At 64.3% G+C, this 26,008-nt stretch carries 26 protein-coding genes; 17 read left to right on the plus strand and 9 right to left on the minus strand.

The window, feature by feature from the left end; genetic code table 11:
* Positions 1-11: 11 nt before the first annotated feature.
* Positions 12-1,265: an MFS transporter gene (locus tag QCE73_RS16685; RefSeq protein WP_309882424.1), complete on the plus strand. Its 1,254-nt coding sequence runs from the start codon at positions 12-14 to the stop codon at positions 1,263-1,265.
* Between the two features lie 14 nt (positions 1,266-1,279).
* Here QCE73_RS16685 and QCE73_RS16690 read toward each other — a convergent pair whose 3' ends face one another.
* Complete coding sequence (locus QCE73_RS16690; RefSeq protein ID WP_309882426.1) at positions 1,280-2,209, minus strand: LysR family transcriptional regulator; 930 nt, start codon at positions 2,207-2,209, stop codon at positions 1,280-1,282.
* 151 nt (positions 2,210-2,360) lie between these two features.
* On the opposite strand from QCE73_RS16690, the gene speB reads away from it, so the two are divergent.
* From speB to mdcH, 13 genes are all read left to right on the plus strand, one after another.
* The gene (gene speB, locus QCE73_RS16695) at positions 2,361-3,335 is read left to right on the plus strand and encodes an agmatinase (RefSeq protein ID WP_035499150.1); all 975 of its coding nucleotides are present in this window, start codon (positions 2,361-2,363) and stop codon (positions 3,333-3,335) included.
* A 77-nt stretch (positions 3,336-3,412) separates the two neighbouring features.
* Positions 3,413-4,921 carry an aldehyde dehydrogenase family protein gene (locus QCE73_RS16700; protein WP_309882427.1) on the plus strand — a complete coding sequence of 503 codons (1,509 nt, stop codon included), beginning with the start codon at positions 3,413-3,415 and terminating at the stop codon, positions 4,919-4,921.
* A gap of 46 nt (positions 4,922-4,967) precedes the next feature.
* Positions 4,968-6,488: a cytosine permease gene (locus QCE73_RS16705; protein WP_309882428.1), complete on the plus strand. Its 1,521-nt coding sequence runs from the start codon at positions 4,968-4,970 to the stop codon at positions 6,486-6,488.
* Positions 6,489-6,514: 26 nt separating this feature from the next.
* Entirely contained in the window at positions 6,515-8,206 is a 1,692-nt protein-coding gene (gene betA / locus QCE73_RS16710; protein WP_309882430.1) for a choline dehydrogenase, read from the plus strand.
* A 253-nt stretch (positions 8,207-8,459) separates the two neighbouring features.
* Complete coding sequence (gene mdcA / locus QCE73_RS16715; protein WP_309882431.1) at positions 8,460-10,121, plus strand: malonate decarboxylase subunit alpha; 1,662 nt, start codon at positions 8,460-8,462, stop codon at positions 10,119-10,121.
* Positions 10,121-11,011, plus strand: a complete 891-nt coding sequence (locus QCE73_RS16720; RefSeq protein WP_309882433.1) for a triphosphoribosyl-dephospho-CoA synthase — start codon at positions 10,121-10,123, stop codon at positions 11,009-11,011. The genes mdcA and QCE73_RS16720 overlap by 1 nt, the downstream gene beginning before the upstream one ends.
* Before the next feature lie 8 nt (positions 11,012-11,019).
* A complete protein-coding gene (locus QCE73_RS16725; RefSeq protein WP_035498982.1) occupies positions 11,020-11,328 on the plus strand; it encodes a malonate decarboxylase subunit delta in 309 nt (102 codons plus the stop codon).
* 5 nt (positions 11,329-11,333) lie between these two features.
* Positions 11,334-12,185 (plus strand): biotin-independent malonate decarboxylase subunit beta, encoded by an 852-nt coding sequence (locus QCE73_RS16730; RefSeq protein ID WP_309882434.1) that lies wholly within the window; start codon positions 11,334-11,336, stop codon positions 12,183-12,185.
* Positions 12,182-12,997 carry a biotin-independent malonate decarboxylase subunit gamma gene (gene mdcE / locus QCE73_RS16735; RefSeq protein ID WP_309882435.1) on the plus strand — a complete coding sequence of 272 codons (816 nt, stop codon included), beginning with the start codon at positions 12,182-12,184 and terminating at the stop codon, positions 12,995-12,997. Before QCE73_RS16730 ends, mdcE begins: the two co-directional genes overlap by 4 nt.
* A 58-nt stretch (positions 12,998-13,055) precedes the next feature.
* Entirely contained in the window at positions 13,056-13,451 is a 396-nt protein-coding gene (gene madL / locus QCE73_RS16740; protein WP_035498984.1) for a malonate transporter subunit MadL, read from the plus strand.
* Positions 13,452-13,465: 14 nt separating this feature from the next.
* On the plus strand, positions 13,466-14,233 hold the full coding sequence (gene madM, locus QCE73_RS16745) for a malonate transporter subunit MadM (RefSeq protein ID WP_309882437.1): 768 nt from the start codon (positions 13,466-13,468) through the stop codon (positions 14,231-14,233).
* Positions 14,234-14,252: 19 nt separating this feature from the next.
* Positions 14,253-14,888, plus strand: coding sequence for a malonate decarboxylase holo-ACP synthase (locus tag QCE73_RS16750; protein WP_309882439.1), 636 nt, complete (start codon positions 14,253-14,255; stop codon positions 14,886-14,888).
* Complete coding sequence (gene mdcH / locus QCE73_RS16755; protein ID WP_309882441.1) at positions 14,885-15,814, plus strand: malonate decarboxylase subunit epsilon; 930 nt, start codon at positions 14,885-14,887, stop codon at positions 15,812-15,814. The genes QCE73_RS16750 and mdcH overlap by 4 nt, the downstream gene beginning before the upstream one ends.
* Positions 15,815-15,818: 4 nt before the next feature.
* Here mdcH and QCE73_RS16760 read toward each other — a convergent pair whose 3' ends face one another.
* Positions 15,819-16,733, minus strand: coding sequence for a LysR family transcriptional regulator (locus QCE73_RS16760; protein ID WP_309882443.1), 915 nt, complete (start codon positions 16,731-16,733; stop codon positions 15,819-15,821).
* A 206-nt stretch (positions 16,734-16,939) separates the two neighbouring features.
* On the opposite strand from QCE73_RS16760, the gene QCE73_RS16765 reads away from it, so the two are divergent.
* From QCE73_RS16765 to QCE73_RS16775, 3 genes are all read left to right on the plus strand, one after another.
* Positions 16,940-17,845 (plus strand): LysR family transcriptional regulator, encoded by a 906-nt coding sequence (locus QCE73_RS16765; RefSeq protein ID WP_309882445.1) that lies wholly within the window; start codon positions 16,940-16,942, stop codon positions 17,843-17,845.
* A gap of 146 nt (positions 17,846-17,991) precedes the next feature.
* Positions 17,992-18,696: a glutathione binding-like protein gene (locus QCE73_RS16770; protein WP_309882447.1), complete on the plus strand. Its 705-nt coding sequence runs from the start codon at positions 17,992-17,994 to the stop codon at positions 18,694-18,696.
* Positions 18,697-18,779: 83 nt separating this feature from the next.
* Positions 18,780-19,238 carry a DUF4437 domain-containing protein gene (locus QCE73_RS16775; RefSeq protein WP_238211659.1) on the plus strand — a complete coding sequence of 153 codons (459 nt, stop codon included), beginning with the start codon at positions 18,780-18,782 and terminating at the stop codon, positions 19,236-19,238.
* A 7-nt stretch (positions 19,239-19,245) separates the two neighbouring features.
* Here QCE73_RS16775 and QCE73_RS16780 read toward each other — a convergent pair whose 3' ends face one another.
* Genes QCE73_RS16780 through QCE73_RS16810 form a run of 7 tightly spaced genes read right to left on the minus strand, consistent with a single transcriptional unit; the run spans position 19,246 to position 26,006 of the window.
* Positions 19,246-20,262, minus strand: coding sequence for a branched-chain amino acid ABC transporter permease (locus tag QCE73_RS16780; protein ID WP_309882449.1), 1,017 nt, complete (start codon positions 20,260-20,262; stop codon positions 19,246-19,248).
* 8 nt (positions 20,263-20,270) lie between these two features.
* Entirely contained in the window at positions 20,271-21,155 is an 885-nt protein-coding gene (locus tag QCE73_RS16785; RefSeq protein WP_309882450.1) for a branched-chain amino acid ABC transporter permease, read from the minus strand.
* Positions 21,156-21,170: 15 nt separating this feature from the next.
* Positions 21,171-21,935, minus strand: coding sequence for an ABC transporter ATP-binding protein (locus QCE73_RS16790; RefSeq protein ID WP_309882451.1), 765 nt, complete (start codon positions 21,933-21,935; stop codon positions 21,171-21,173).
* The gene (locus QCE73_RS16795) at positions 21,916-22,686 is read right to left on the minus strand and encodes an ABC transporter ATP-binding protein (protein ID WP_309882452.1); all 771 of its coding nucleotides are present in this window, start codon (positions 22,684-22,686) and stop codon (positions 21,916-21,918) included. The genes QCE73_RS16790 and QCE73_RS16795 overlap by 20 nt, the downstream gene beginning before the upstream one ends.
* A 10-nt stretch (positions 22,687-22,696) precedes the next feature.
* Positions 22,697-23,386, minus strand: coding sequence for a DUF2848 domain-containing protein (locus QCE73_RS16800; protein WP_309882453.1), 690 nt, complete (start codon positions 23,384-23,386; stop codon positions 22,697-22,699).
* Between the two features lie 12 nt (positions 23,387-23,398).
* Positions 23,399-24,625 carry an ABC transporter substrate-binding protein gene (locus QCE73_RS16805; protein WP_309882455.1) on the minus strand — a complete coding sequence of 409 codons (1,227 nt, stop codon included), beginning with the start codon at positions 24,623-24,625 and terminating at the stop codon, positions 23,399-23,401.
* Between the two features lie 37 nt (positions 24,626-24,662).
* On the minus strand, positions 24,663-26,006 hold the full coding sequence (locus QCE73_RS16810) for an amidase (protein WP_309882456.1): 1,344 nt from the start codon (positions 26,004-26,006) through the stop codon (positions 24,663-24,665).
* Between the last annotated feature and the right edge of the window lie 2 nt (positions 26,007-26,008).

Genomic DNA, 26,008 nt, shown 5'->3' on the forward strand with positions numbered 1-26,008 from the left:
AGATCGCAAACATGGAACACAACAGGGTTTCAGGGTGGGATATCGCCTACGAGTGGAAAGCCGTGGCCTTGCTGTCGCTGGGCTTCGGACTCGTCGGCATCGACCGGTTCATGATCATGCCGCTCTTTCCCGTCATGATGACGGATCTGCATCTCGACTATCAGGACCTCGGGCACATCACCGGCGCGCTCGCCGTCGCGTGGGGCATCTCGGCGATGTTCATGGGCAATCTCTCCGATCGCGTGGGCCATCGCAAGGTCATCATTCCGGCGATCATCGTGTTTTCGTTGCTGGCGGGGTTGAGCGGTCTTGCAACGGGCGTCGGCTCGCTGATCCTGATTCGCGCCGTGATGGGCTTTGCCGAAGGCGCCTATACGCCTGCGAGCATCATCGCGACACTCGATGCATCGAAGCCGACGCGTCACGGCCGCAACATCGGCATTCAGCAGATGGCGCTGCCGCTATTCGGTCTGGGCATCGCGCCGATCCTCGTCACGCAGTTGCTGAAAGTGCTGCCGTGGCACTGGATATTCGCGGTGGTATCGATTCCGGGCTTGCTGGTGGCTTATCTGATGTTCAGGGTGCTGCGCAATACGAAGGCTTCGGTTGCTGCACAGCACACGGCGACGCATGATGCCCTCACCCACAGATGGACCGATGTCTTTCGCTACCGCAACATAGCGTTGAACATCGTCGGCATGTTGTGCTGGCTGACGTGTCTCGTCGTGCTCAGCGCACTCTTTCCCAGTTACCTGATCGACTACCTGCACCTGAGCATGCAGCAGATGGGTTACGTGCTATCCGCGATCGGTTTCGGCGGCACGCTCGGCACGCTCGTGATGCCGGCACTTTCCGACAAGCTCGGCAGAAAGCCGGTCATGATCTTCTCGGTGATCGGCGCGGCCGTCTTCCTGTTTCTCCTCATGCGGACCGGTGCGAATCCGAGCTTGCTGTTCACCTATCTCACGCTCACGCTTCTGTTCGTCTTCAGCATGATCACGCTGACCGTGGGACCGTTGAGCGCGGAATCGGTGCCGGCGAAGCTGATGTCGACAGCTTCGGGGCTCGTGGTCGGCATCGGCGAAGTGTTCGGTGGCGGATTCGCCCCGGCGATTGCGGGTTACATCGCAAAGCACTTCGGCATTCAGTACATCATGCATCTCGGACTGGCTGCGCTTGCGATCGGGTTTGTCGTGGCGCTCGGGTTGAAGGAAACGGCACCGTCGCGAGCGCGAGTGGAGGCGGGTGCCGTGGCACTGGATTGATTGATTTCCCGTGGCTATAGGGTGCCGGGCGAAGCCGATCTCAACGCCTCCTGACAACCCTGCAGATCGGCCATGAACGCCTTCAGAATGGAGGGCATGGAAACACCCCGCCGCGTAATCGCGCAGAACGGCCACTGTCCGCCCAGCCGCTCTGCGCTGATCCGGCGCATGTCGCCAGTCTCGACCCAGCGTGCCGCGTAGTGATTGGGCAGGAACCCCACGTACGCCCCCGACAGAATCAGAATGGCCTGCGCCTCGACATTGTCGACAGTCGCCGCTGCCTTGCTCGCGCTCAACATGCGCAGATCATGCTGCTGGAAATAGCCGCGCGCGACGATCCGGCTCTCCGCGATCGTTTCGGACGATACGTCCGCATCGAACGCGCGCGCATAAAGCGGATTCCCCTTCCCGCAATAGAGGCCATCCGGTTCCGCATAAAGCTCGGCGTAGCTCAGGCCCGGCACGTGAATCGGAAAGTGGCCGATGGCTACATGCAGCCGTCCGTCCAGCACGCGTTCTTCGAGTTCGGCAGGCGAGCCGACATAGACATCCACATGCACATCGTGCCCGCGCGAGACGAACTTCTGCAGCACATACGGCAGCGGCGATGTCTTGTCCGAAACCGTGTTGTCGATGGTCCCGAGATACAGCCGTCCCGAGATGTGCTTCTTCAGCGCATCCGTATCCATGCAAAACGCTTCCACCGCAATTTGCAGCCGCTGCGCCGCTTCGTAGGTCGCGATGCCGTGCTCGGTCAAACGGAAACCGCCCCGGCCCCGCTCGCATAACTTCAGGCCGAGACGGGTTTCGAGCGTCGTCATTTGCTCGCTGATCGTCGACTGGCTGACATTCAGGCTCGCCTGCGCCGCAGAAAAGCCGCCGCATCGCACCACGGCCATGAAAACCCGCAACAGCTTGAGATCTACGTCCTGCAACTGGGTCATCGGGTTCGCGCCTCCACGCGTCGTTGCTTCGGAAATTCCGATATGAACATCCGATAGTCATGATTCTCGTGCCCGCTATTCCTGTTCATAGTCTCTCAAAACAACGCGCAGGCTCAACCTGCGGCCCATCTTGACAGAACAGGAGATGAAGATGCACGAAAACAGCTACGAATCCGGACGGCTCAATCTGCCGTTCGTCGGTCATTGCACTTTCGCGAAATCGCCGGTGTGCCTCGACTGGAACCGCATCGACGCCGATGTGGCGATCCTCGGTGCGCCGAACGACATGGGCACGCAATGGCGCTCCGGCGCACGCTTCGGGCCGCGCAGCATCCGCGAGGCGTCGACGCTGTTTTCGTTCGGTCACGCCGGCGCCTACGATCACGAAGACGATGTGCTGTATCTGAGCCGCGATCAGGTGCGCATGGTCGACGTCGGCGACGCCGATATCGTGCACACCGACATGGCGAGCAGCAACGCGAACATCGAGCTCGCCGTGCGCAAGATTCTGGCGTGCGGCGCGATGCCCGTCACGCTGGGCGGCGACCACTCGATCCACGCACCGGTCATCAAGGCGTTCGAAGGCAAGGGGCCGATTCACATCATCCACTTCGATGCGCATCTGGACTTCGTCGACGAGCGGCACGGCGTGCGCTACGGGCACGGCAATCCGCTGCGGCGCGCCTCCGAGATGGCGCATATCGTCGGCATGACGCAGCTCGGCATTCGCAACGTGTCGTCGTCGAACCGCGACGACTATGACGCGGCGCGCCGTGCCGGCTCGGAGATCCTGTCGGTGCGCGACGTGCGCAAGCTCGGCACGGAAGGCGTGCTCGCGCGGGTTCCCGAAGGCGCGGCCTACTATATAACCATCGACATCGACGGCTTCGATCCGTCCATCGCGCCCGGCACAGGCACGCCGAGCCACGGCGGTTTCCTGTACTACGAGGTGCTCGAGATCATCCAGGCGCTCGCCCGGCGCAGCCGCGGAAACATCGTAGGAATGGACCTCGTGGAAGTCGCGCCCGCCTACGACCCCGCCGGTGTCACGCCGATTCTCGCCGCTCAACTGCTGATGAACTCGATCGGCTTCATCTTTCACGAGCGCAGCAAAGCGAATCGTTGAAGGCGCGCAGGCGCACGGTTCACATCGACATTCACGGGACTCGACATCACGAAGTCCCGGAAAAACAGGAGACGACGTTGGATACCATTGTCCGCAATTATCTGGAGCGTTTCGGCGTTCAGGAAGCCACCACGCGCTTTTTGAACAAGCCGCAGACGATGTTCATCGGTGGCGAGTGGGTGCCGGGCGGCGCAGGAGAGACGCTCGATGTCATCGAACCTTCGACCACGGGTTGCATCACGCAGATTCCGCTCGCAACCGTCGGGGATCTCGATCGCGCGGTTCAGGCGGCGCGCAAGCAGTTCGACGGCGGTCCGTGGCGCAAGCTCAAGCCGCTGGAACGGGAGCGCCTGCTGCATCGGCTCGCCGATCTGATCGAAGCCAACGCGACCGAGCTCGCGGAAATCGAATCGATCGACATGGGCAAGTCCGCCGCGCAGGCCCGCGACGTCGACGTGCAGGGCACCATCGATACGTTCCGCTACTTCGCCGGCTGGGCCTCGAAGCTGCATGGGCGCACCGTCGAGCCGTCGCTGCCGGGTGACTATGTCGCCTATACGCGCAAGGAGCCGGTCGGCGTGGTCGGCATCATCGTGCCGTGGAATTTCCCGCTCCAGACGATGGCGTGGAAGCTCGCGGCCGCTCTCGCCGTGGGCTGCACGGCGGTCATCAAGCCGGCCGAGCTCACTTCGCTGTCGACGCTGCGCTTCGCGGAGCTCGTGCAGGAAGCCGGCATTCCGGCGGGCGTCGTCAACGTCGTGACGGGGCGCGGCAACGTGATCGGCGCGGCGCTCGCGCGTCATCCTGGCATCGACAAGCTCACGTTCACCGGCTCGACGGACGTCGGGCGCAACGTCGGACAGGCAGCCGTGAGCGATATCCGCCGCGTAACGCTGGAGCTCGGCGGCAAGTCGCCGGTGCTCGTGCTCGACGATGCGGACGTCGACGCCGCCGCGCGCGCCGTCGCCAACGGCATGTTCTTCAACTCGGGCCAGGTCTGCGATGCGGGCACGCGCGTATATGTCCAGCGCAAGATCCACGAGCGCTTTCTCGCCGCGCTCGTCGACTACACGCGCACGTTGAAGATCGCGCCCGGCCTCGATCCCGATTGCTTCATCGGTCCGCTCGTATCGGCGCTGCAGAAGGAACGCGTGAGCGCGTATATCGACACGGGACGCCGCGAAGGAGCCGAGCTCGTCTACGGCGGACGCAGGCGCGATGAAGCCGGGTACTTCGTCGAGCCCGCGATCTTCGCGCATTGCCGCAACTCGATGAAGATCGTTCGCGAAGAGATCTTCGGGCCCGTGCTGGTGACATCGCCCTTCGATGATATCGACGATGCCGTGCAGCTCGCGAACGACTCGCCGTATGGTCTCGCCGCAGCCATCTATTCGAACGACGTGAACCGCATTCACAACCTTGTGCCGCGGCTGCGCGCGGGCAGCGTCTACGTGAACGCGCACAGCACGATCGACCCGTCGATGCCGTTCGGAGGATTCAAGGAATCGGGCTTCGGCAAAGACCTCGGGATGGAGCAGCTCGACCATCTGACGGAGACGAAGGCCGTCTGGATCACGTTGCACTGAGCGTCTCTCCCCTCTTACGGCATCAGCTTACTGATCGAGGTACGCGATGAAATCATACGAAAGCGCGGCGAGCACGAGCTCGGCGGCGAGCGAGCACGGCGCGATCGAAGGTCATTCGATCGACTTCATTCCCGAGCACGAGCGAACCGACCGGCTCTCGCGACAGGGTCCTTTCTGGTTCCTCGGCAACTTCACTTTCTTCACGATGACGATCGGCTTCGTCGGGCCGAGCGTCGGCCTCACGTCGTGGTGGACGACGATCGCCGGCACGCTGGGCATCATGTTCGGCACGCTGTTCATGGCGTTTCATGGCTCGCAAGGCCCGCATCTCGGCTTGCCGCAGATGATCCAGTCGCGCGCGCAGTTCGGCTATCGCGGCGTGATTCTCGTGCTCTTCGCGACGCTGTTCGTCTTTGCGGGCTTCAACATCGTCAATCTCGTGTTGATGATGCAAGGCCTGAAGACACTGTTCGGCTGGGACCCGTTCAGGATAGCGCTCGCGGTCACCGTGCCGGCTTCGATTCTCGCCGTGCTCGGCCACGACTGGATGCATCGCAGCTTCAAATGGGCGCTGTATCTGTCGCTTCCGCTGTATGGGCTCGTCACCGTCGCGGTGCTGATGCACTGGGTCCATGACATCCCGCTGCCGGCAGCGGCGGCGGGCGCGACGCCTCCGGCGCCGCTCGGCTTCAACTGGACAGGCTTCATCGCCCAGTTCGCGGCGGCCGCAAGCTACAACATCGCCTATGCGCCCTATGTGTCCGACTACTCGCGCTATCTGCCGAAGAACACGCCGGGCGGCAAGCTGATCGCGGCGGTTTTCGTGGGCGCGTCGCTGTCGGGTGCGTGGATGATCGCCGTCGGTGGCTGGCTCGCCGATCATCTGCACGCGAGCGATGTGCTCGTCGCGCTGAATCAGGTCGGCAGCGATCTCGCACCGGGGCTCGGCAGCGTTGTCGTCGCCGTCACGATACTCGCGTTCCTGCCCGTCATCGCGATGAACATCTACAGCGCGAAGCTCACGGCCATCACCGGCGTGGATTCGTTCAGGAAGATCCGGCCGACGGCCAGAACGCGCATCGTCGCGGTGCTGTTCGTCGTGTGCCTGCAACTGGGCGTGGCGTTGAGCATCTACACGTCGGGCAAGGGATTGTCGGTGCTGAACATCTATCTCGTCGTGATGCTGTACTTCCTCGTGCCGTGGACGGCGGTCAACCTCACCGACTATTTCTTCGTCCGCAAGGGCCGCTATGCGATCCCGCATTTCTTCATGCCGCACGGCAGCGTGTACGGCGCGTGGGGCGCGCGTGGACTGATCTCGTATGTCATCGGCTTCGCGGCGATGATCCCCTTCTTCTGCATCTTCGATGGCCAGGACGAAGTCTATGTCGGTCCGCTTGCACGAGCGATCGGCAGTGTCGATCTGGCATGGCTGGTCGGCCTCTTCGTGTCGGCAATCGCGTACTTCCTGCTCGCGCGCTCGCTCGACATGAGAAAGGAAGAGGCGGTCATCGCGCACATCGAAAGCACACAGCCCCAGTACACGACCGGCGACAAGCGCTTCTAGGCCGAGCCGTCACTCAAGGAAAAAACATGTCAACCGATCAATACGATTACATCATCGTCGGGGCGGGTTCGGCCGGATGCGTGCTGGCCAACCGCCTCACCGAAAACCCGAATGTGCGCGTGCTGGTGCTGGAGTATGGCGGCAGCGATCGCAGCATCATCATTCAGATGCCGAGCGCGTTTTCGATGCCGATGAACACGAAGAAGTACAACTGGAAGTATCAGACCGCGCCGGAACCCCATCTCGAAGGACGCCAGTTGCATTGTCCGCGCGGCAAGGTGCTGGGCGGGTCGTCGTCGATCAATGGTCTCGTCTATATTCGCGGCCATGCGTACGATTTCGACGAATGGGAATCGCTCGGTGCGCGAGGCTGGGGATACGCGAACTGCCTGCCGTATTTCCGGCGCGCCGAGAGCTACAAGTTCGGCGGCGATCAGTATCGTGGCGAGAGCGGGCCATTGTCGACGAACAACGGCAACAACATGCGCAATCCGCTGTACGGCGCATGGGTCGAGGCGGGCGCGCAAGCGGGCTACATCAAGACCGACGATTGCAACGGCTACATGCAGGAAGGCTTCGGCGCGATGCACATGACGGTCAAGGACGGCGTGCGCTGGTCCACCGCGAATGCCTATCTGCGCCCGGCGATGACGCGGCCCAACCTGCATGTCGTGACCCACGCGATGACACGCCGCGTGCTGATCGAAGGCAAGCGCGCGGTGGGCGTCGTCTACGATCAGGGCGGCGTGACGCATACCGCGCGCTGCCGCGCCGAAGTGCTGATTTCGTCGGGGCCGATCGGTTCGCCTCACCTGCTTCAGCGCTCGGGCATCGGGCCGGCGGAGGTGCTGCGGCGCGCGGGCGTGGAGGTCCGGCACGATCTGCCGGGCGTCGGAGAGAACCTGCAGGATCACGCCGAGATTTATATCCAGTACGCATGCAAGCAGCCGGTCACGCTCAACAGCCGGATGGACCCGTTCAGCAAGTTCATGATCGGGCTGCGCTGGCTGCTGTTCAAGGATGGCCTCGGGGCCAGCAATCACTTCGAAGCCGGCGGCTTCATCCGCTCGGAAGCGGGCCTGCGCTGGCCGGACATCCAGTTCCACTTTCTGCCCGCCGCCATGCGCTATGACGGCGACAAGCCGCTCAAGGGACACGGCTTCATGGTGCTCACCGGCCCCAACAAGCCGAAGAGCCGGGGTTATGTGCGACTGAACGAAGCCGATCCCTATGCGCATCCCGAGATCCGCTTCAACTATCTCGAACGCGAGGAGGATCGCGAAGGATTCCGGCGATGCGTGCGCCTCACGCGCGAGATCATCACGCAACCGGCGATGGACCCGTTCCGCGATGTCGAGCTTGCGCCCGGCCCCGGCGTCCAGACAGACGACGAGATCGACGCCTTTGTCCGCGCGAACCTGGAAAGCACGATGCATCCTTGCGGATCATGCCGCATGGGCGAAGACGCGATGGCCGTGGTGGATTCGGAACTGCGGGTGCGGGGAATGGACGGGCTGCGCGTGATCGACTCGTCCGTTTTTCCGACCGAGCCGAACGGCAACCTGAACGCGCCCACGATCATGCTGGCCGAACGCGCCGCCGATCTGGTGAAAGGCGGTCCCATGCTCGAACCTTCGCACGCGGATGTGGGGCTCGCGGAAGGTTGGGAAACGCGGCAACGAACGCATCAGCCCAAGCGCAAGCTGCATCACGCCTGAACGACGGACGCGTTGTGAATGCACGGGCGGCGAAACGGCCGTTCGGCCGGAAATGGCCGCCCGTGCACTTCGGCCGAGCGCCGCGAGGGAAAACCCTCATCATCGGATTTCAGCCCCACAGCCCCGCCCCGCGCGGCACACAGGATGTGCCCCGACCGATCGTTACCCTGACGATAACGAACGCATTCCGAAGCTGATTGAACGCGCCTCTCCCGCTCCCTAGACTCGCTTCAAGTCTTGAGCGAGAGTCCACATGTCCAGTCAAAGTCAGAGCCAGTCCCGCTGGGCCACGCGCCGCGCGGAGAAACATCGTCGGCTTGCGCGGGTTGCATCGATAGCGGACGGCATGGTGCTGCCCACCGAGCGCATCGTCGATGTCCTGCAAGCGCTCGTCGCCCCCGGCGACCGCGTGGTCGTCGAGGGGAACAACCAGAAGCAGGCGGATTTTCTGTCGCGTTCGCTTGCGAAGGTCGATCCGGAAGTCGTCCACGACCTGCATCTCATCATTCCGAGCGTGAGCCGCGCCGAACATCTCGATCTCTTCGAGCGCGGCATCGCGCGAAAGCTCGACTTCGCGTATGCCGGCGCGCAAAGCCTGCGCATCTCGCAGTTTCTGCAGGACGGCATCCTGGAGATCGGCGCGATTCATACTTACATCGAGCTGTATGCGCGGCTCTATGTGGACCTGACGCCGAACGTCGTGCTGTGCGCGGGCTACAAGGCGGATCGCGCGGGCAATCTCTATACCGGTCCGAGCACCGAGGACACGCCCTCGCTCGTCGAAGCCGCCGCGTTTCGCGACGGCATCGTGATCGCGCAAGTCAACGAGATCGTCGACGATCCGAAAGACCTGCCGCGCGTCGATATCCCCGGCTCGTGGATCGATTTCGTCGTGCAGGCCGACAAACCTTTCTTCATCGAGCCGCTCTTCACGCGCGATCCACGTCTCATCACGCCGATCCAGGTGCTGATGGCGATGATGGCGATTCGCGGCATCTACGAGCGGCATCAGGTGCAGTCGCTCAATCACGGCATCGGCTTCAACACGGCCGCCATCGAACTGATCCTGCCGACCTACGGCGAAAGGCTCGGCCTCAAGGGCAAGATCTGCCGTCACTGGACGCTCAATCCGCATCCGACGCTGATCCCGGCGATCGAAACCGGCTGGGTCGAGAGCGTGCATTGCTTCGGCGGCGAGCTCGGCATGGAAGCGTATGTCGCGCAACGGCCCGACATCTTCTTCACCGGCCGCGACGGCTCCATGCGCTCCAATCGCACGATGTGCCAGCTCGCCGGGCAATACGCGGTGGACATGTTCATCGGCTCGACGTTGCAGATGGATGGCGCAGGCAATTCATCGACGGTCACGCACGGGCGGCTCACCGGCTTCGGCGGCGCGCCGAACATGGGCCACGATCCGCACGGCCGGCGCCACGCCACGCCCGCATGGCTCGATCTGCTGCAAACGGACAGCCCGCTCGAACGCGGCCGCAAGCTCGTCGTGCAGATGGTCGAGACGTTCCAGGCGGGCGGCCAGCCGACCATCGTCGAATCGATCGATGCCGTCGAGGTCGGCCGCGAGTCCGGCATGCCGCTCGCGCCGGTCATGATCTACGGCGACGACGTCACGCACGTGCTGACCGAGGAAGGCATCGCGTATCTCTACAAGGCGCGCTCGCTCGAACATCGCAAGGAGATGATCGCGGCCGTCGCGGGCGTCACGCCTGTCGGCCTCAAGAGCGACGCAGGCAAGCTCGCCGCGCTGCGCCGCGACGGCTTCGTCGCGCTGCCCGAGGACCTCGGCGTCCATCGCAGCGAGGCGAGCCGGTCGCTGCTCGCCGCGAAAAGCATGGCCGATATCGTCGACTGGTCGGACGGGCTGTACGAACCGCCCGCACGCTTTCGGAGCTGGTAATGCGCGCGAACCTCGCTATGCACGCGGCGCGGCCGCTGCGCCGCGCGCCAGATCTGGCCGAACGTTTCGGCGCGCATGTGGTGCAAGCGCTGATCGATGAAGTCACGCTTGCGCCGAAACCCGGTCTCGTCGATATCCGCAGCCGTGGCGCGCATCGCGATCTCGACTGGGGCCTGATGTGCGTATCGGCGCTCGCATTGCAGCCGACGTTCGTCGAGCTGGCGCGTGCCGGCATCGATATCGAACCGATGCGCGCGCTGCGCGAGCGTATCGGCGCAATCGGACGCGACGGCGAAGCGCGCATGTTCGACGCGACCGGCGGCGTGAACACGCATCGCGGCGCAATCTGGGCGCTCGGGCTGCTCGTGACCGCAGCGGCGCGCGAACCTCTGGAACTCGATCCGCGCGCCGTCGCGTCGCGTGCCGGCTCCATCGCTCGCGTGCAGGATCGCCACGCCCCGGCGATCACCGGCAACAAGGGCGAGCAGGCATGCATCGACTATAACGTCGGCGGCGCGCGCGGACAGGCGCAGGCAGGCTTTCCGCATGTCGTGGATATCGCGCTGCCGGAACTCATGCGCTCGCGCGCGCGTGGCGACAGCGAAACGGCTGCGCGCCTCAACGCATTGCTCGCCGTGATGGCGACGCTCGACGACACCTGCGTGCTCGCGCGCGGCGGACGTGACGCGCTCGCCGAGATGCAGCACGGCGCGCGCTGCGTGCTCGAACGAGGCGGCGCCGCCGCGCTCGCGGGACGCCGCGAACTGAAGGCACTGGACCGGCGTCTCGTGGAACTGCACGTATCGCCCGGCGGCGCCGCCGATCTGCTCGCCGCAGCCCTCTTTCTCGACCGGCTTCAGTGCGAAGCCAACCAGCCGTCGAACGCATAGGAACACACATGGAAACCATCGTCCTCGAATTCCCGGCGGGGCAACCCGCGCAAGGCCGCGCGCTCGTGGGCGTCGTCGCTTCGGGCGACCTCGAAGTGCTGCTCGAAGCGAACGCGGCGAATCGCACGGTCGTGAACATCACGACGTCCGTCGACGGAAAAGGCCGACTCTGGCAAGCCGTGCTCGAACGCATTTTCGGCGACGGCTCGCTGCCCGCCGCGAAACTCGAAATCAACGATTCGGGCGCGACGCCGGGCGTCGTGCAGATGCGCATCGGGCAAGTCTTCGAACAACTGCAATCAACCGGCGGAGCGTGAAGATCATGGATACACAGCAACTGCTCGAACGCCAGAGCTTCATCGAGCTCGATGCGCGCAGCCGCGCAAAACGGCTCCTCGACCAGGGCACGTTCAGCGAACTGCTCGACCCGTTCCAGCGCGTCACGTCGCCGTGGCTCATGCGCCAGGGCATCGTCACGCAGGCCGACGACGGCATGGTGGTCGCGAAGGGCAGCATCGACGGGCAGCCCGCCGTCGTGCTCGGCATCGACGGCGGATTCCAGGGCGGCAGCATGGGCGAGGTGTCGGCGACGAAGATCGCGGGCAGCCTCGAACTCGCGGCCGAGGACAATCGCAACGGCATTCCGACGCGCGCGGTCATCCTCTTCGAAACGGGCGGCGTGCGCCTGCAGGAAGCCAATCTCGGGCTCGCGGCGATCGCGGAGATTCACGCGGGCATCGTCGACCTGCGGCGCTACCAGCCGGTGATCGGCATCACGGCCGGGCCGATCGGCTGCTATGGCGGCATGTCGATCGCGGCGGGCCTGTGCAGCTATCTGATCGGCACGCGCGAGGCGCGCCTCGGCCTCAACGGCCCGGCGGTCATCGAGCAGGAAGCGGGCATCGCCGAATTCGATTCGCGCGACCGTCCGATGATCTGGAGCTTCACCGGTTGCGAGCAACGGCATCGCACGGGCCTCGTCGATGACTACGTGGCCGACGACGCCGATGCGATTCGCGCGGCCGTCATCGACTTGTTTCGCGCGGGTCGGCCCGACGCATGCCGCAGCGAACGCGTCGCGGGTTTCCTCGCGCGCTTGTCCGAGGTCGATCCGGGCGTGCAGGCCACGCCCGAACAGGCAGCCGCCATCTACGGCAAGGGGTTTCAGTCATGAGCACACAAGAGCTTTCGAAGCGCGGCGCGGTCTGGCTCGACGCGCTCACCTACAGCGCGCCGTTGCAGCCCGGCTATCCGCCGTCCGTGCGAGTCGCCGATGCGCGGCTGGGCGAGCATCGCGCGCGCTACATCGCCGTGGTGCCCGATCCGGACAATCCGTTTCCGCGTGCGCGCAGCGGCGAGGTCGGGCTCGTCGAGGCGTGGGAACTCGCGCGGGCGGTGCGCGAAGTCATCGCGGCCGACAAGACGCACGACGAGAAGCGCGCGATCGTCGCGGTCATCGATGTCGCGAGTCAGGCGTATGGACGGCGCGAGGAAGCGTATGGCATCCACCAGGCGCTCGCCGGCGCCGCCGATGCCTACGCCAGCGCACGGCTCGCGGGTCATCCGGTGATCGGGCTGATCGTCGGGCGCGCGATGTCGGGGGCGTTTCTCGCGCATGGCTATCAGGCCAACCGGCTGATCGCGCTCGCCGATTCGCAGGTCATGGTTCATGCGATGGGCAAGGAATCGGCCGCTCGGGTCACGTTGCGCTCGGTCGCGGATCTCGAAGCGTTCACGGCGCGCGTGCCGCCGATGGCCTACGACATCGACAACTATGCGTCCCTCGGATTGCTGTGGAAGCTCCTGAGCGTAGGCAACGCCGATGCGCCGACCCGCGCCGATCAGACAGCCGTCGAGAAGTCCCTGCAAGCCGCCTTCGACGACATCCGCCGCGATCCTTCACGCGGTTTGGAAAGCCGGCTCGGCAGCGAGCACCGTGCTGCTTCCGCGACGGTGCGGCGCAAGTTGCGGGAGCAGTGGCGCTAGAACCCGCCTTGCGCAGCGGCTCGCTGGAAACCAATAAATTCATTAACGGAGACACGACATGATCATCTACGGAACCGCCCTTCTGGCGTTCTGCCACTTAGCAGGACTCTTTCTCGGCGATTTGCTCGGCGTCGCGATCGGCGTGAAGACGAACGTCGGCGGCGTCGGCATCGCCATGTTGCTGCTGATTTTCCTGCGCCTCTATCTGCACAAGAAGGGCTGGCTGCCGAAGGAAACCGAAGCGGGCGTGGGCTTCTGGGGCGCGATGTATATCCCCGTCGTCGTCGCGATGGCGGCGAACCAGAATGTCGTCGCCGCGCTCAAGGGCGGTCCCGTCGCGCTGTTGTCGGCGCTGGGCGCTGCCGCTGTCTGCGCGGGCTGCATCGCCGTTCTTTCCCGCACCGGTCACGACAGCACGTCGTTCGTGAGCGCCCCGCACCTCGAAGAAATCTGAAGCAGGAGACCGTCATGCTGCATATGCTCGACAAGATTTTGATCCAGAACGGCCTCGTCACCTCGTTCTTCCTCGTGGGCCTCATCATGTGGGTGTCGTCGCTGATTTCGCGCAAGCTGACCTTCGGGCGCGTGCACGGTTCGGCGATCGCGATCGTCATCGGCCTCGTGCTCGCCTACATCGGCGGCGCGTTCACCGGCGGGCAAAAAGGTCTCGCGGACCTGCCGCTATTCACTGGCGTCGGCCTGATGGGCGGCGCGATGCTGCGCGACTTCGCCATCGTCGCGACCGCGTTCGAAGTGCAGGCGACCGAAGCGCGCAAGGCGGGGCTGATCGGCGTGGTGTCGCTGCTGCTCGGGACGGTGTTGCCGTTCGTCGTCGGCGCGAGCATCGCACATGCGTTCGGCTACACGGATGCGGTCAGCATGACGACCATCGGTGCGGGCGCGGTCACGTATATCGTCGGTCCGGTGACGGGCGCGGCGATCGGCGCGAGCTCGGATGTGATCGCGCTCAGCATCGCGACGGGTCTCATCAAGGCGATCATCGTGATGATCGGCACGCCGATCGCGGCGGGCTTCATGGGACTGAAGACGCCACGTTCCGCGATGATCTTCGGCGGGCTGGCCGGCACCGTGAGCGGCGTCAGCGCGGGACTGGCCGCAACCGACCGCCGGCTCGTTCCCTACGGCGCGCTGATCGCGACCTTCCACACGGGCGTCGGCTGCCTGCTCGGGCCCTCGCTCTTGTTTTTCGCGACCAAGGCGCTGATGGGCGCGTGATGCGTCCGAGAGAACCATCGTGTCCATCAACGAAGAAGTCATCCGAGCGCACGACCTTTTGTGGATCGCGACGCCGATATCGGACGTGCCCGCATGGGCTTCGCCCGAGTGGCTGTCGATCGCGCCGGTGGTCGTGCGGCGCGAGGCGGTCGCGGAGCATGGCGTCGTGCCGGTCGGGATTCGAGGACGCACGCGCGGCGAGCGCTTCGCGGCTTTCGTGGCCCGCGAGCGCATCGTGAGGCGCGTGTCACCCGAAGCGCTCGCCCGGGCGCGCGGCTGGCGGGCACACGTCGCGCTCGCGAACCTGCCCTGCATTCGCGCACTCGATCGCATCGCGCCCGAACTCGACCGGCTTCCGTCGATCTGGGGCATTACCGGCAGCGTCGGCTTTGCGCTGGCAAGCGGCGTGAGCACGCTCCGGGAGGACAGCGACCTCGACCTCCTGTTGCGTGCCGAAAAGCCGTTGCCGCGAGAAGAAGCGCGCGCGCTGCTGTCGCTGCTGCGAACCATGCCCGCGCGCATCGACATGCAAGTGGACAACGGCCACGGCGGCCTCGCTCTCGCGGAGTGGGCCGGCAACGCGGACCGCGTTCTGCTGAAGACCGGGCGCGGTCCCGTGCTCGTCGCCGATCCCTGGTCGCCGGACGCATCATGAGCGTGCTATTCACGTTTCCCGGTCAGGGCTCTCAGCGCGCCGGCATGCTGCATGCGCTGCCGGCGCGCACGGAAGCCGCCCGCACGCTCGAAGAAGCCAGCGACGTGCTCGGCTACGACGTGAAGTCCATCGACGACGCGGCAGCGCTTCGCTCGACCGTCGCCGTGCAGCTTTGTCTGCTGATCGCGGGCGTCGCTCAGGCGCGCGTCATTCGGGCGTGCGGCCACGAGCCCGACATGGTGTCGGGACTGTCGATCGGCGCGTATCCCGCCGCCGTGATCGCCGGCGCCCTCGCCTACTCCGACGCCATCAGGCTCGTCGCCTTGCGCGGCCAGTCGATGGAGCGCGCCTATCCGGGCGGCTACGGCATGACTGCGATCGTCGGCATGACGCAACGGGCGCTCGAACGGCTGATCGCGCAAGTGAGCGGCGATGTCTTCCTCGCGAACATCAACACGGAAACGCAGATGGTCGTCGCGGGCAGCGATGCCGCGATGCGGCGTCTGTCCACGCTTGCAATCGAACAGGGCGCGCAACGTTGCGAGCGTCTCGATGTCGCGGTGCCGTCGCATTGCGCCCTGCTCGATGCGCCCGCCGCCGCCCTTGCCGATGCGTTCGCCCACGTCGACGTGCGTGCGCCGGGTATCGTGTATCTGAGCAGCAGCGCCGCGCGGCCGCTTTTCGACGGTGCGCGCATCGCCGCCGACCTTGCCGGCAATATGGCGCGGCCGGTGCGCTGGCACGACACGATGAGACTCGCGTGGGAGCGCGGCGCGCGCCTCGCGATCGAGATGCCGCCCGCAAACGTCCTGACGCGGATGGCCGGGCCGATTTTCGCGGAGGGCGTCGCCGTAAGTTGTAGCGAGACCTCGCTGACGGACCTCGGCGCGCTCGTCGAGCGCGAACGGACACGCGACGAACGCTGAAGCGTCAGCCGGCGCTTCTCGTGCGCAGACGGCAGACGGCCATCAGCGCGAGCAGGTTCGGGTCGCGCTCACGCGCGCGCAGAAAGCTCACGCCGATAGTCTGACGCATCAGGTACTGCGGCTTGAGCGGAATGAATTGCACCTTGTCGCCGAAGACGCCGCGCACGCGCCCGGGCAAAAGCGTGTAGCCGACGCCGCCGCTCACGAGGTTCATCAGCGAGAAGATATCGCCGGTGCGCATCGTCACGTTCGGCGTGAAGTCGGCGACGCGAAATGCCTCCACGAAACCGTGATAGGTCGCGAAGCCCTCGCCGAGCGAAACGAATGCTTCGTCGCGGCAGTCCCGCAGATCGACGGCTTCCTGATTTGCGTAGGCGGAACCCGCCGGTGCGGCGAAGAAAATATCGTCCTCGAAAAGGGGGATGGATTCGATCTCGGGTTCGGCATCCGGCACCGCCATCAGAGCCGCATCGATTTCGCCCCGCTTCAGTTTGTCGACCAGTTCTACATTCGGACCGAGCACCAGTTCGACGTGGAGTGTCGGCCTGCGCACCTTGATATCGACGACGATGCCGGGCACGCTCTTGATGGTCAGCGAATACAGCGAACCGATCCTGAGCCGGTCTGACGAATAACCCGCCGCCTCGCGTGTCGCGCGAATGCCGTCGGACATCAGCGTCATCACCTCTTGCGCCACGTCGGCGAGCATCTGCGCCGCTTCGGTCGACTTGAGATTGCGGCCCTCGTGACGGAACAGCGCGCATCGCACGCCTTGTTCGAGCGAGTGCAGCGCGCGATGCACACTGACCGTGCTCACGTTCAGCGCTTCGGCCGCCTTCGCCAGATTGCCCGTCTCCATGAATGCGAGCAGGACTTCGAGCTTGCGGAAGGTGATCTCATCGTCGATTCGGTCGCGCATCTTGGGTCGTCGAGTAGTCGAATGTCCTGATTATCGCCCTGCAATCGCGTTGGACGAATAGCGTTTATCCCTCAAGGCGTTGTTGTTAGCGCTGTCGCCGCCGGCTTCCCATATCATTGCCTATCGTTCATCGAGTGTCCGGCCATCCGCCGGGACTCGATAACGCACGGCATCTGCCTCGATTCTTCTTTCGGGTCGCGTCGCATATGGACAAACTTCAGGCTATGGCGACTTACGTGACGGTCGTCGAAACAGAAGGCTTCTCTTCGGCGGCACGCAAGCTACAGGTCTCGACATCCGTTATCAGCCGTCTGGTCAACGATCTCGAGGCGCATCTCGGCGTGCGTCTTTTGAACCGCACGACGCGCATCGTCCGAACGACGGATGCCGGCGCCGCATTCTTCGATGAATGCCGCCGCGTTCTCGCGACCGTGGAGGCAGCGGAGCTCGCCGCGGCCGGCGCGCGCACATCGCCGCGAGGCCAGTTGACGGTGACCGCGCCCATCGTTCTCGGCAATACCCATGTGACGCCGATCGTCCAGGAATATCTCGCGCGATATCCGGATGTCATCGCGAGCTGCTGGTTTCTGGACCGGACCGTGAATCTGGTCGACGAGGGCGTCGACGTTGCGATCCGTATCGGAGATCTGCCCAATTCCTCCCTTCAGGCAATCTCGGTGGGCAAGGTGCGCAGCCTTCTTTGCGCGTCGCCGGCCTATCTCCAGGCACGCGGCGAGCCGCAAAAGCCCGAGGATCTCGCGTCACATGTGACGATCCAGTCGCTTCCTTCGACGCCATCGCCCGAATGGCGCTTTCGCGTGGACGGCAAGCCCATCGTCGTGCCCATCCAGCCACGCCTGATCACGACGACAAACGACTCGGCGATGTCGGCTGCGATGTCCGGACTGGGAATCGTGTGCCTGCTGTCCTGTCAGATCGCACCCGCGCTGGCGGCAGGAAAGCTGCAAGTCGTGCTTCCCGGGCACGAGCTGGCCACGCTGCCCATTAACGTCGTGCATCGCGAGGGCCGGCACGTCAATCAAAAGGTGCGCGTATTCGTCGATCTGGCGGTCGAAACATTGAGGGCCGACACCGCACTGTGGTACGCATAGCCGACGCGCGCAGCCCCAGCTTTCGCGTTTCGCGAAAGATCCTTTCGGGCTAGCCCTGTTTCTCACCTTCCGGCCACGGCACATACTGGGCGCCATCAATCGCACCAACCGTGTGATCCCCCGTATGAACAGTGAGAAATCCCATCATGAACACAGCAGCGAACACAGCCGCCGCCAATGTCGACTTCTATTACTGGCCGACGCCCAACGGTCAGAAGGTCGCCATTTTCCTCGAAGAAGCGCTGGTGAATTACCGGGTTCACCCCGTCGATATCGGCAAGGGTGTCCAATTCACGCCTGAATTCGCGAAGCTTTCCCCAAACAATCGAATGCCTGCCATCGTCGACCGTGAACTCGATGTGTCGATCTTCGAGTCCGGCGCGATTCTTCTGCATCTGGCCGAGAAAACGCGCCGGTTCATTCCGGCGAACCCGCAGGGTCGCGTCGAAGTCTTGCAATGGCTGTTCTGGCAGGTGGCCGGCCTCGGGCCGATCCTGGGCCAGACAGTCTTCTTTCGAAACTATGCGTCGGAAGCGCAGCCGCTCGCGATCGACCGGTTCAGTAAAGAAGCAAAGCGCCTCTACGCAGTTCTGAACAAGCGCCTGGCCGATCGGGAATACATCGCAAACGAGTATTCGATTGCCGATATGGCCGCTTTCCCGTGGGCTTTGCAGTACGCCGCGCAGGGGATTGCCCTGGATGAGTTTCCACATGTCGCCCGCTGGCTGGATCGCGTCGGCAATCGGCCTGCCGTGAAACGCGCATACGCGCTGGGTGAAGAGATCCGTCCTTCGCAATTGACCGATGAGCATCGCAAACAACTGTACGGTCAGCAAACGCAAAAAGCCTGAATACACGGTGCCGGGGTTCTATCTCCGGGCCGAAATTCTTCGCAGCAAACGATAGATTCGACAACATCTTAAAGGAATCCGAAATGTCTTTCTCAACCAAAGCCAAACGACTCGCAGCAGCAGCAGCATTTCTCGCGGCAATCCCCGTACTTGCAGCAGCGGCCGGCGACAAAGCCGATCTTTACGCCGATACATCGAAGGTCGTTCCAGTAACCGAGTTAAAGTTCTATCAAAACAAGGAAGGTCTGACCATCGCGAACGGCTGGGGCGACCCGGCGTCCAGTGCTCATAGCAACTACATCAAGATGGCTGGCGGCACCGCCAGCGGCGTTCACACGCACACCTACTCGTATTACGGCGTCGTCATTGCTGGCGTCGTCGCCAATGAAGCTCCCGGCTCGAGGCAGGATCATCCGCTTGCTGCCGGCTCGTACTGGTATCAGAAAGGCGGCGAACAGCACGTGACGAAGTGCATCTCGCAGACCGAGTGCATCTTCTTCGTCACGTCCAAAGGTCCGTTCGATTATCTGCCTGCGAAGTAACGAGAACTCAGGTACTGTCGTGGCTGACGAGATGCCCGGGCAAGCGCCCGCCTTCGCGGTCACGACGACCGTACCACTGAGCCATCTCCCCCACGATGCCGCGCCGGAACAGCATCACGCAGGCGACGAACATGATCCCGGTCACGATGCTGACCGATTCGCCCAGTCCCTGAAACCACGCGATATGCGTAAGTTCCGCGAGCCACGTGCCGAACGCGGCCAGCTTCGTTTCGAGCCCGACGACGATCACCGCGCCGACCGCCGGACCGAACCGCGTGCCGAGACCGCCCAGCAGGGTCATGAGAATCACGGTGCCCGACATCGTCCAGTGCACGTCGGACAGCGTGGCGAAGCCGAGCACGAGCGTCTTCATCGCGCCCGCGAGGCCCGCACATGCAGCCGATATGACGAACGCCAGCAGCTTGAAGCGATCGACATCGTAGCCGAGCGAAACCGTGCGCGCCTCGTTCTCCTTCAGCGCGCCGAGAATGCGGCCGAACGGCGAATCGATCACGCGGCCGATGAACGCGAACGTCATCGCACCGATGGCCAGCACGACGTAGTAGAGCGTCAGGTCGTCGTCGAGCGGGAGCACACCGAACAGCCGCCCGCGCGGCACGCCCTGCATGCCGTCCTCGCCGCCCGTGAACGGCGCCTGCACGCAGAAGAAATAGATCATCTGGGCGAGCGCGAGCGTGACCATCGCGAGGTAGATGCCCTTGCGGCGAATCGCGAGCAAACCCATCACGAAGCCGAGCGCGGCCCCGGCGCCCGCGCCGAGCAGCAACGCCGCTTCGGGCGGCAAGCCGTGATCGCGCAACGCGCTGCCCGCGACATAGGCCGCGACGCCGAAGAACGCCGCATGACCGAACGACAGCAGGCCGACATAGCCGAGCAGCAGATTCAGCGACGTGGCGAACAACGCGAAGCACATGAGCTTCATCATGAAGACCGGATAGGCGCCGAGCCACGGCGCGGCGGCGAGCACGGCCAATGCGACGACGAATGCAAAGCGGTTATGCATGAGACACCTCATTTCGATTGACCGAACAGCCCGGCGGGACGCACGAGCAGAACCAGCGCCATGACGGCGAACACCACGGTCGCCGACGCCTCCGGATAGAACAGCTTCGTCAGGCTTTCGAGGATGCCGAGCGCGAGACTCGTCAGCACCGATCCGGCGATCGAGCCCATCCCGCCGATCACGACGATCGCGAACACGGTGATAATCACGTTCTGCCCCATCAGCGGCGACACCTGCATCACCGGCGCGGCGAGCACGCCCGCGAACGCGGCGATTGCAACGCCGAAGCCATAGCTCAGCGACACCATGCGCGGCACATCGACGCCGAACGCCGCGACGAGGCGCGGGTTCTCCGTCGCCGCGCGCAACAGCGCGCCGAGTTGCGTGCGCTCGATCGCCCACCACGCCGCCCCGCACACGGCGAGCGATGCGACGACGACCCATGCGCGATACGCGGGCAGCATCATGAAGCCGAGATCGACGGCGCGCGCGAGGTTGTCGGGCGCGGCGTACGACATCCCCGAGACGCCGTAGACGGAACGCGACAGTCCCTCGAAGATCAGCGTGACGCCGAGCGTGAGCAAGAGGCCGTACAGATGATCGAGTTTGTAGAGACGGCGCAGCATCGAACGCTCGACCAGCACGCCGACCGCGCCCACCGCCAGCGGCGCGATGACGAGCATCAGCCAGTAGTCGAAGCCGAAATAGTTCGTGCCCATCCACGCGAACAGCGCGCCGAGCATGAAGAACGCGCCGTGCGTGAAATTGATCACGTTCAGCAGGCCGAAGATGAGCGACAGGCCGAGGCTCAGCACGGCATAGAAGCAACCGTTCATCAGACCGAGGACGAGCTGGCCCGATACCGCCTGCAGCGGCATACCAAAGAATTCCATGATGTTTCGCTCCGGTCAGATGTTGAGCAGCGCTTGCAGCGTGGCCGTTTTCTCGGGAAGACGAGCCGACTCGAACGCATCGACGATGCGTCCGTGCTCCATCACATAGAAGCGATCGGCGAGCGGCGCGGCGAAGCGAAAGTTCTGCTCGACGAGCAGAATCGTGAAGCCCCGCGACTTCAGCAGCCTGATGACGCGCGCGAGCGTCTGCACGATCACCGGCGCGAGCCCTTCGGAGATTTCATCGAGCAGAAGAATGTCGGCGCCGGTGCGCAGAATGCGCGCGATCGCGAGCATCTGCTGCTCGCCGCCCGACAGACGCGTGCCCTGGCTCGCGCGGCGCTCGGCCAAGTTCGGGAACATCGCGTAGATTTCTTCGAGCGGCATCGGCGTGCCCTTCGCGTCCGGCAGACGCGGCGGCAGCAACAGATTCTCTTCGCACGACAGTCCCGCGAAGATGCCGCGCTCCTCCGGGCAATAGCCGACGCCGAGGCGCGCCACGCGCTGCGGCTCGTGGCCGATCGTCTCGCGTCCGTCGATGCGGATCGAGCCGCTGCGCCGATCGGTCAGGCCCATGATCGCCTTCAGCGTCGTGCTGCGGCCCGAGCCGTTGCGCCCGAGCAGCGTGACCACTTCGCCGCGCGCCGCGCGCAGGTCCACGCCATGCAGGATATGCGATTCGCCGTACCACGCTTCGAGGCCCGCGACACGCAGCGCGTCTTCGCATGTCGCCGTGTCGATGCCGGCATCATCCGGCGCTTCAATGTGCGAGTGATTCATTTTCCGTCCCCATGTACGCTTCCTTCACTTGCGGGTTCGCGGAGACGGAGGCGTAATCGCCTTCCGCCAGAATCTCGCCGCGCTGAAGCACCGTGATCGTGTCCGCGATGCTCGACACCATCTTCATGTTGTGCTCGACCATCAGGATCGTCCTTCCGCTCGATACCTTCTTGATGAGCGCCGTCACGCGATCGACGTCCTCGTGTCCCATGCCCTGCGTAGGTTCGTCGAGCAACATCAGCACAGGGTCCATCGCAAGCGTCGTGGCGATTTCGAGTGCGCGCTTGTGGCCGTACGACAACTCGACGGTCTTCACATCGGCGTATGCGGCAAGGCCGACCTCGCCGAGCAAATCGAGTGCGCGTTCCCGCAGGCGCGTCAGCATCGCGCTGCTTTTCCAGAAGCGAAACGACACGCCGAGCGGCCGCTGCAACGCGATGGTCACGTTCTCGACCGGCGTCAGATGCGGGAACACCGCCGATATCTGGAACGAGCGGATCACGCCTTTGCGCGCGATCGCGGCGGGCGCGGCCCGCGTGATCTCGCGGCCATCGAAAAAGATCTGTCCCGAAGTCGGCGTCAGAAATTTCGTCAGCAGGTTGAAGCACGTGGTCTTGCCCGCGCCGTTCGGTCCGATCAGCGCGTGGATCGTGCCTCGCCGCACGCGAAGATCGATGCCCTTGACGGCCGTGAAGCCGTTGAACTGCCTGGTTAAACCCTTTGTCTCCAGAATCATCTCTGCATGCGTCATCGCGCTCTCCTCAGCCCATCACCGGCAGCGTCTCGATCTCATAAGCGTGGCGCAGCGCGCGGCCGAGCACCGGGTCTTCGAGCACGGTCTCGAAGCGCTGCGCCGGGCGAATTCCGCCGATGGCCGCCAGCGTGCCGCAGAGCATCGCGGTTCCATCGACGAACTCGCCGCCGCGTTGCGCGAACTGCTCGAGCAAGTCCTGCGGCGAGCGCATCGCGGTCACCTTGCCGTCCTGATAGAGCACGCGCTCGCCGTCGATCGTCGCGTACGAACGCAGCAGCAACGCATCCCAGTGATCCGCCACGTCGCTCAGCCGCCACAGCGTGTTCGAGCACGGCTTGTCGCACATCTGCTTCGACACGGTGATGCCATAGGCCTCGACCTGTCGATCCGTGTGATCGGAAGCCACGCCGACGAACACTTCGCCGCCGTCCTTCACCAGCACGAACTCCGCTTCGCCGCTGCTCTCCTCGCCCGAGACCTGCATCGTCGATGCAGGCCCGAAGCGATCGGCCGCCACGCGATAGAACACCGGCGTATAGGCAGGCCGTTTGATGCCCAGCTCTTCGAGCTCGCGGATGTGCTTCTCCATCGCTTCGGTGTCGCGTCCGGTCCAGCCCGCGATGACGAGCGCGTCGATTGCAATGGCGCGCTCGACATTGCCGTCGCGCGTTTCGATGTTGAATGTGATGGCTTTCATCATTGGCTCCGTTTATTTCGATGCAGCGACTTTGCCGCCGACCAGCGGGCAACGGCTCGCGCCGAGCGGCGCATAAGCGTCCTGCGCTGAAATGGTCTGTTTGATCGCGTAGTAATCCCAGGGCTTCTTCGATTGCTCCGGGCTCTTGACCTCGGCGATGTACATGTCGTGCACCATCAGCCCATCCGCGCGGATCACGCCGTTGGTCGCGAAGAAGTCGTTCACCGGTGTCTTGCGCATCTGCGCGAGCACGGCGTCGGAGGCATCGGTGCCGCTCGCCTGCACGGCCTTCAGGTAATGCAGCGTCGATGAATAGACGCCCGCCTGGATGAAGGTCGGCATGCGGCCCGTCTTCGCGTAGAAGCGCTGCGACCATGCGCGGCTCGCTTCGTCGCGGTCCCAGTAGAAAGGCGTCGTCAGCATCATTCCCTGCGCGGACTTGAGGCCGAGACTGTGGACATCGCTGATGAACATCTGCAAGCCCGCGATCTTCTGCTTGCCCGGCGCGTTGATGCCGAATTCGCGCGCGGTCTTGATCGCGTTGACGGTATCCGCGCCCGCGTTGGCGAGACCGATCACCTTCGCGTGCGAAGCCTGCGCCTGCAGCAGATTCGAGGAGAGGTCCGCGGCGTGCATCGGATGCTTCGATTCGCCGAGCACCTTGCCGCCCGTCGCGTTCAACGCCGCCGCAGAATCGCTCTTCAGCGACGCGCCGAGCGCATAGTCGACGGTCAGGAAGTACCACGAGTCGTCGCCGGCGCGCGCCATCGCCTTGACGAGGCTCGTCGTCAGCGCATAGGTGTCGTACGAGTACTGGATCGTGTACGGCGAACACGCCTCGTTGCTGAGCTTCGTCGTGCCCGCGCCGCTCGCGATCGCGATCTTGTGCTTCTCCTTCGCCACGTTCGACACGGCAAGCGCAACGGATGACGGCAACAAGTCCTGCACCATATCGACCTGTTGATTGTCGAACCATTCACGTGCAACGGTCGCGGCGACATCGGTCTTGTTCTGATGATCCGCGCTGATCACCTTGACCGGCGCGCCGAGCACCTTGCCGCCGAAATCGTCGACGGCCATCTGCGCCGCCACGACCGAGCCTTTCCCGCCGATATCGGAAAAGATCGACGACATGTCCGTGAGCACGCCGATCTTCACCACGCCGTCGCTGATGGCGGCTGCGTTCGCCGTCATCGCGACCGCGGCGCACACCGCGCCGCACGCGAGTTGTCTGTACATGGAAGTCTCCTGATATGTATTTGTGAAGCACGCTGCGTCATTGCGGACGCACGACCGACTCGACACCGATACCCATCGCGAGCAACTGGCGATCGCTCATGTGCCTGGCCATCAACATCAGTCCCACGGGCGCGTCGCCGTTCGCGTGACACGGAATCGACAGCGAACATAAATCGAGCATGTTGGCGATCGACGGATTGCGCAGCAGCAAGCGATTCGTCGATGTGTATGCGGGCTCTTCGTCGAGGTCCGCGATGCGCGGCGCGACGATCGGCACCGTCGGGCAGACGATGGCATCGAACGGACGCAACTCATCGTCGGCCTGACGGCATAGCTGCGCACGCAATGCACGATTACGCAGGTACTCCGCGGTGCTGTGCTCGCTGCCGAGCCGGATGCGGGCGATCACGCGCGGGTCGTAATCGTCGGCATGACGCTTGATGAGTCCGACATGCCACGCCCACGCTTCAGCCGCGACGAGCCCGCCGTGCTGACCGATCGTCGCAAGGTGCTGCCAGCTCTCGAACGAGACTTCGCGCACGATCGCGCCCGCCGCCGTTAGGCGTGCAATCGCGCGCTCGAACGCGGCGGCGACGTGCGCGTCCATGTCGTCGAGCACGATGGTCTTCGGTATGGCGAAGCGCAGTCCGCTCAACGGCAGCGGCAGGGTCGCCGCTGGCTCGGTATCGCCGGCCATGATCGAATCGAGCGCGGCGCAGCACGCGACGCTTCGCGCGATGGAACCGATCGAGTCATAGCTCGACGACAACGGCACCGCGCCTTCGAGCGGGATGCGCGCGGCCGTCGGCTTGAAGCCCGCGAGACCGCACAACGCCGCGGGAATCCGGCACGAGCCGCCTGTATCCGAGCCGATCGCGGCAGCGGCCATGTCATCGCTCACCGACACAGCCGCGCCCGACGACGATCCGCCGGGAATCCGCGCGCCATCGCGGTCGAACGGATTCGCGGGCGTGCCGTAATGCGGATTGATGCCGAGGCCCGAGTACGCGAACTCGGTCATGTTGGTGCGCCCGACGAACACCGCGCCCGCCGCACGCAATCTGCCGATCGCGACAGCGTCGCGCGTGGCGGCCTGCTCGGGAAGGACCCGGCTGCCGGCGCGCGTGATTTCGCCCTGCACGTCGAACAGATCCTTCACCGAGACCGGAATGCCCGAGAGCGGACCCGCGACGCCATGACGGCGCAGCGCATCGCTCGCCGTCGCCTGCGCTGTGGCCGCTTCACTCACGCCGTGCGGAAAGACGCGCTTTCCTTCGCCCGAGTCATCGCCGATACGTTCGATGCACGACGCGAGAAGCGACGCGGCATCGATACGACCATCGGCGAGTTGGGCACGCAAAGAATCGAGAGCGGGCAGCATGA

The sequence above is a fragment of the Caballeronia sp. LZ029 genome, assembly GCF_031451275.1.
GTDB lineage: Bacteria > Pseudomonadota > Gammaproteobacteria > Burkholderiales > Burkholderiaceae > Caballeronia > Caballeronia jiangsuensis.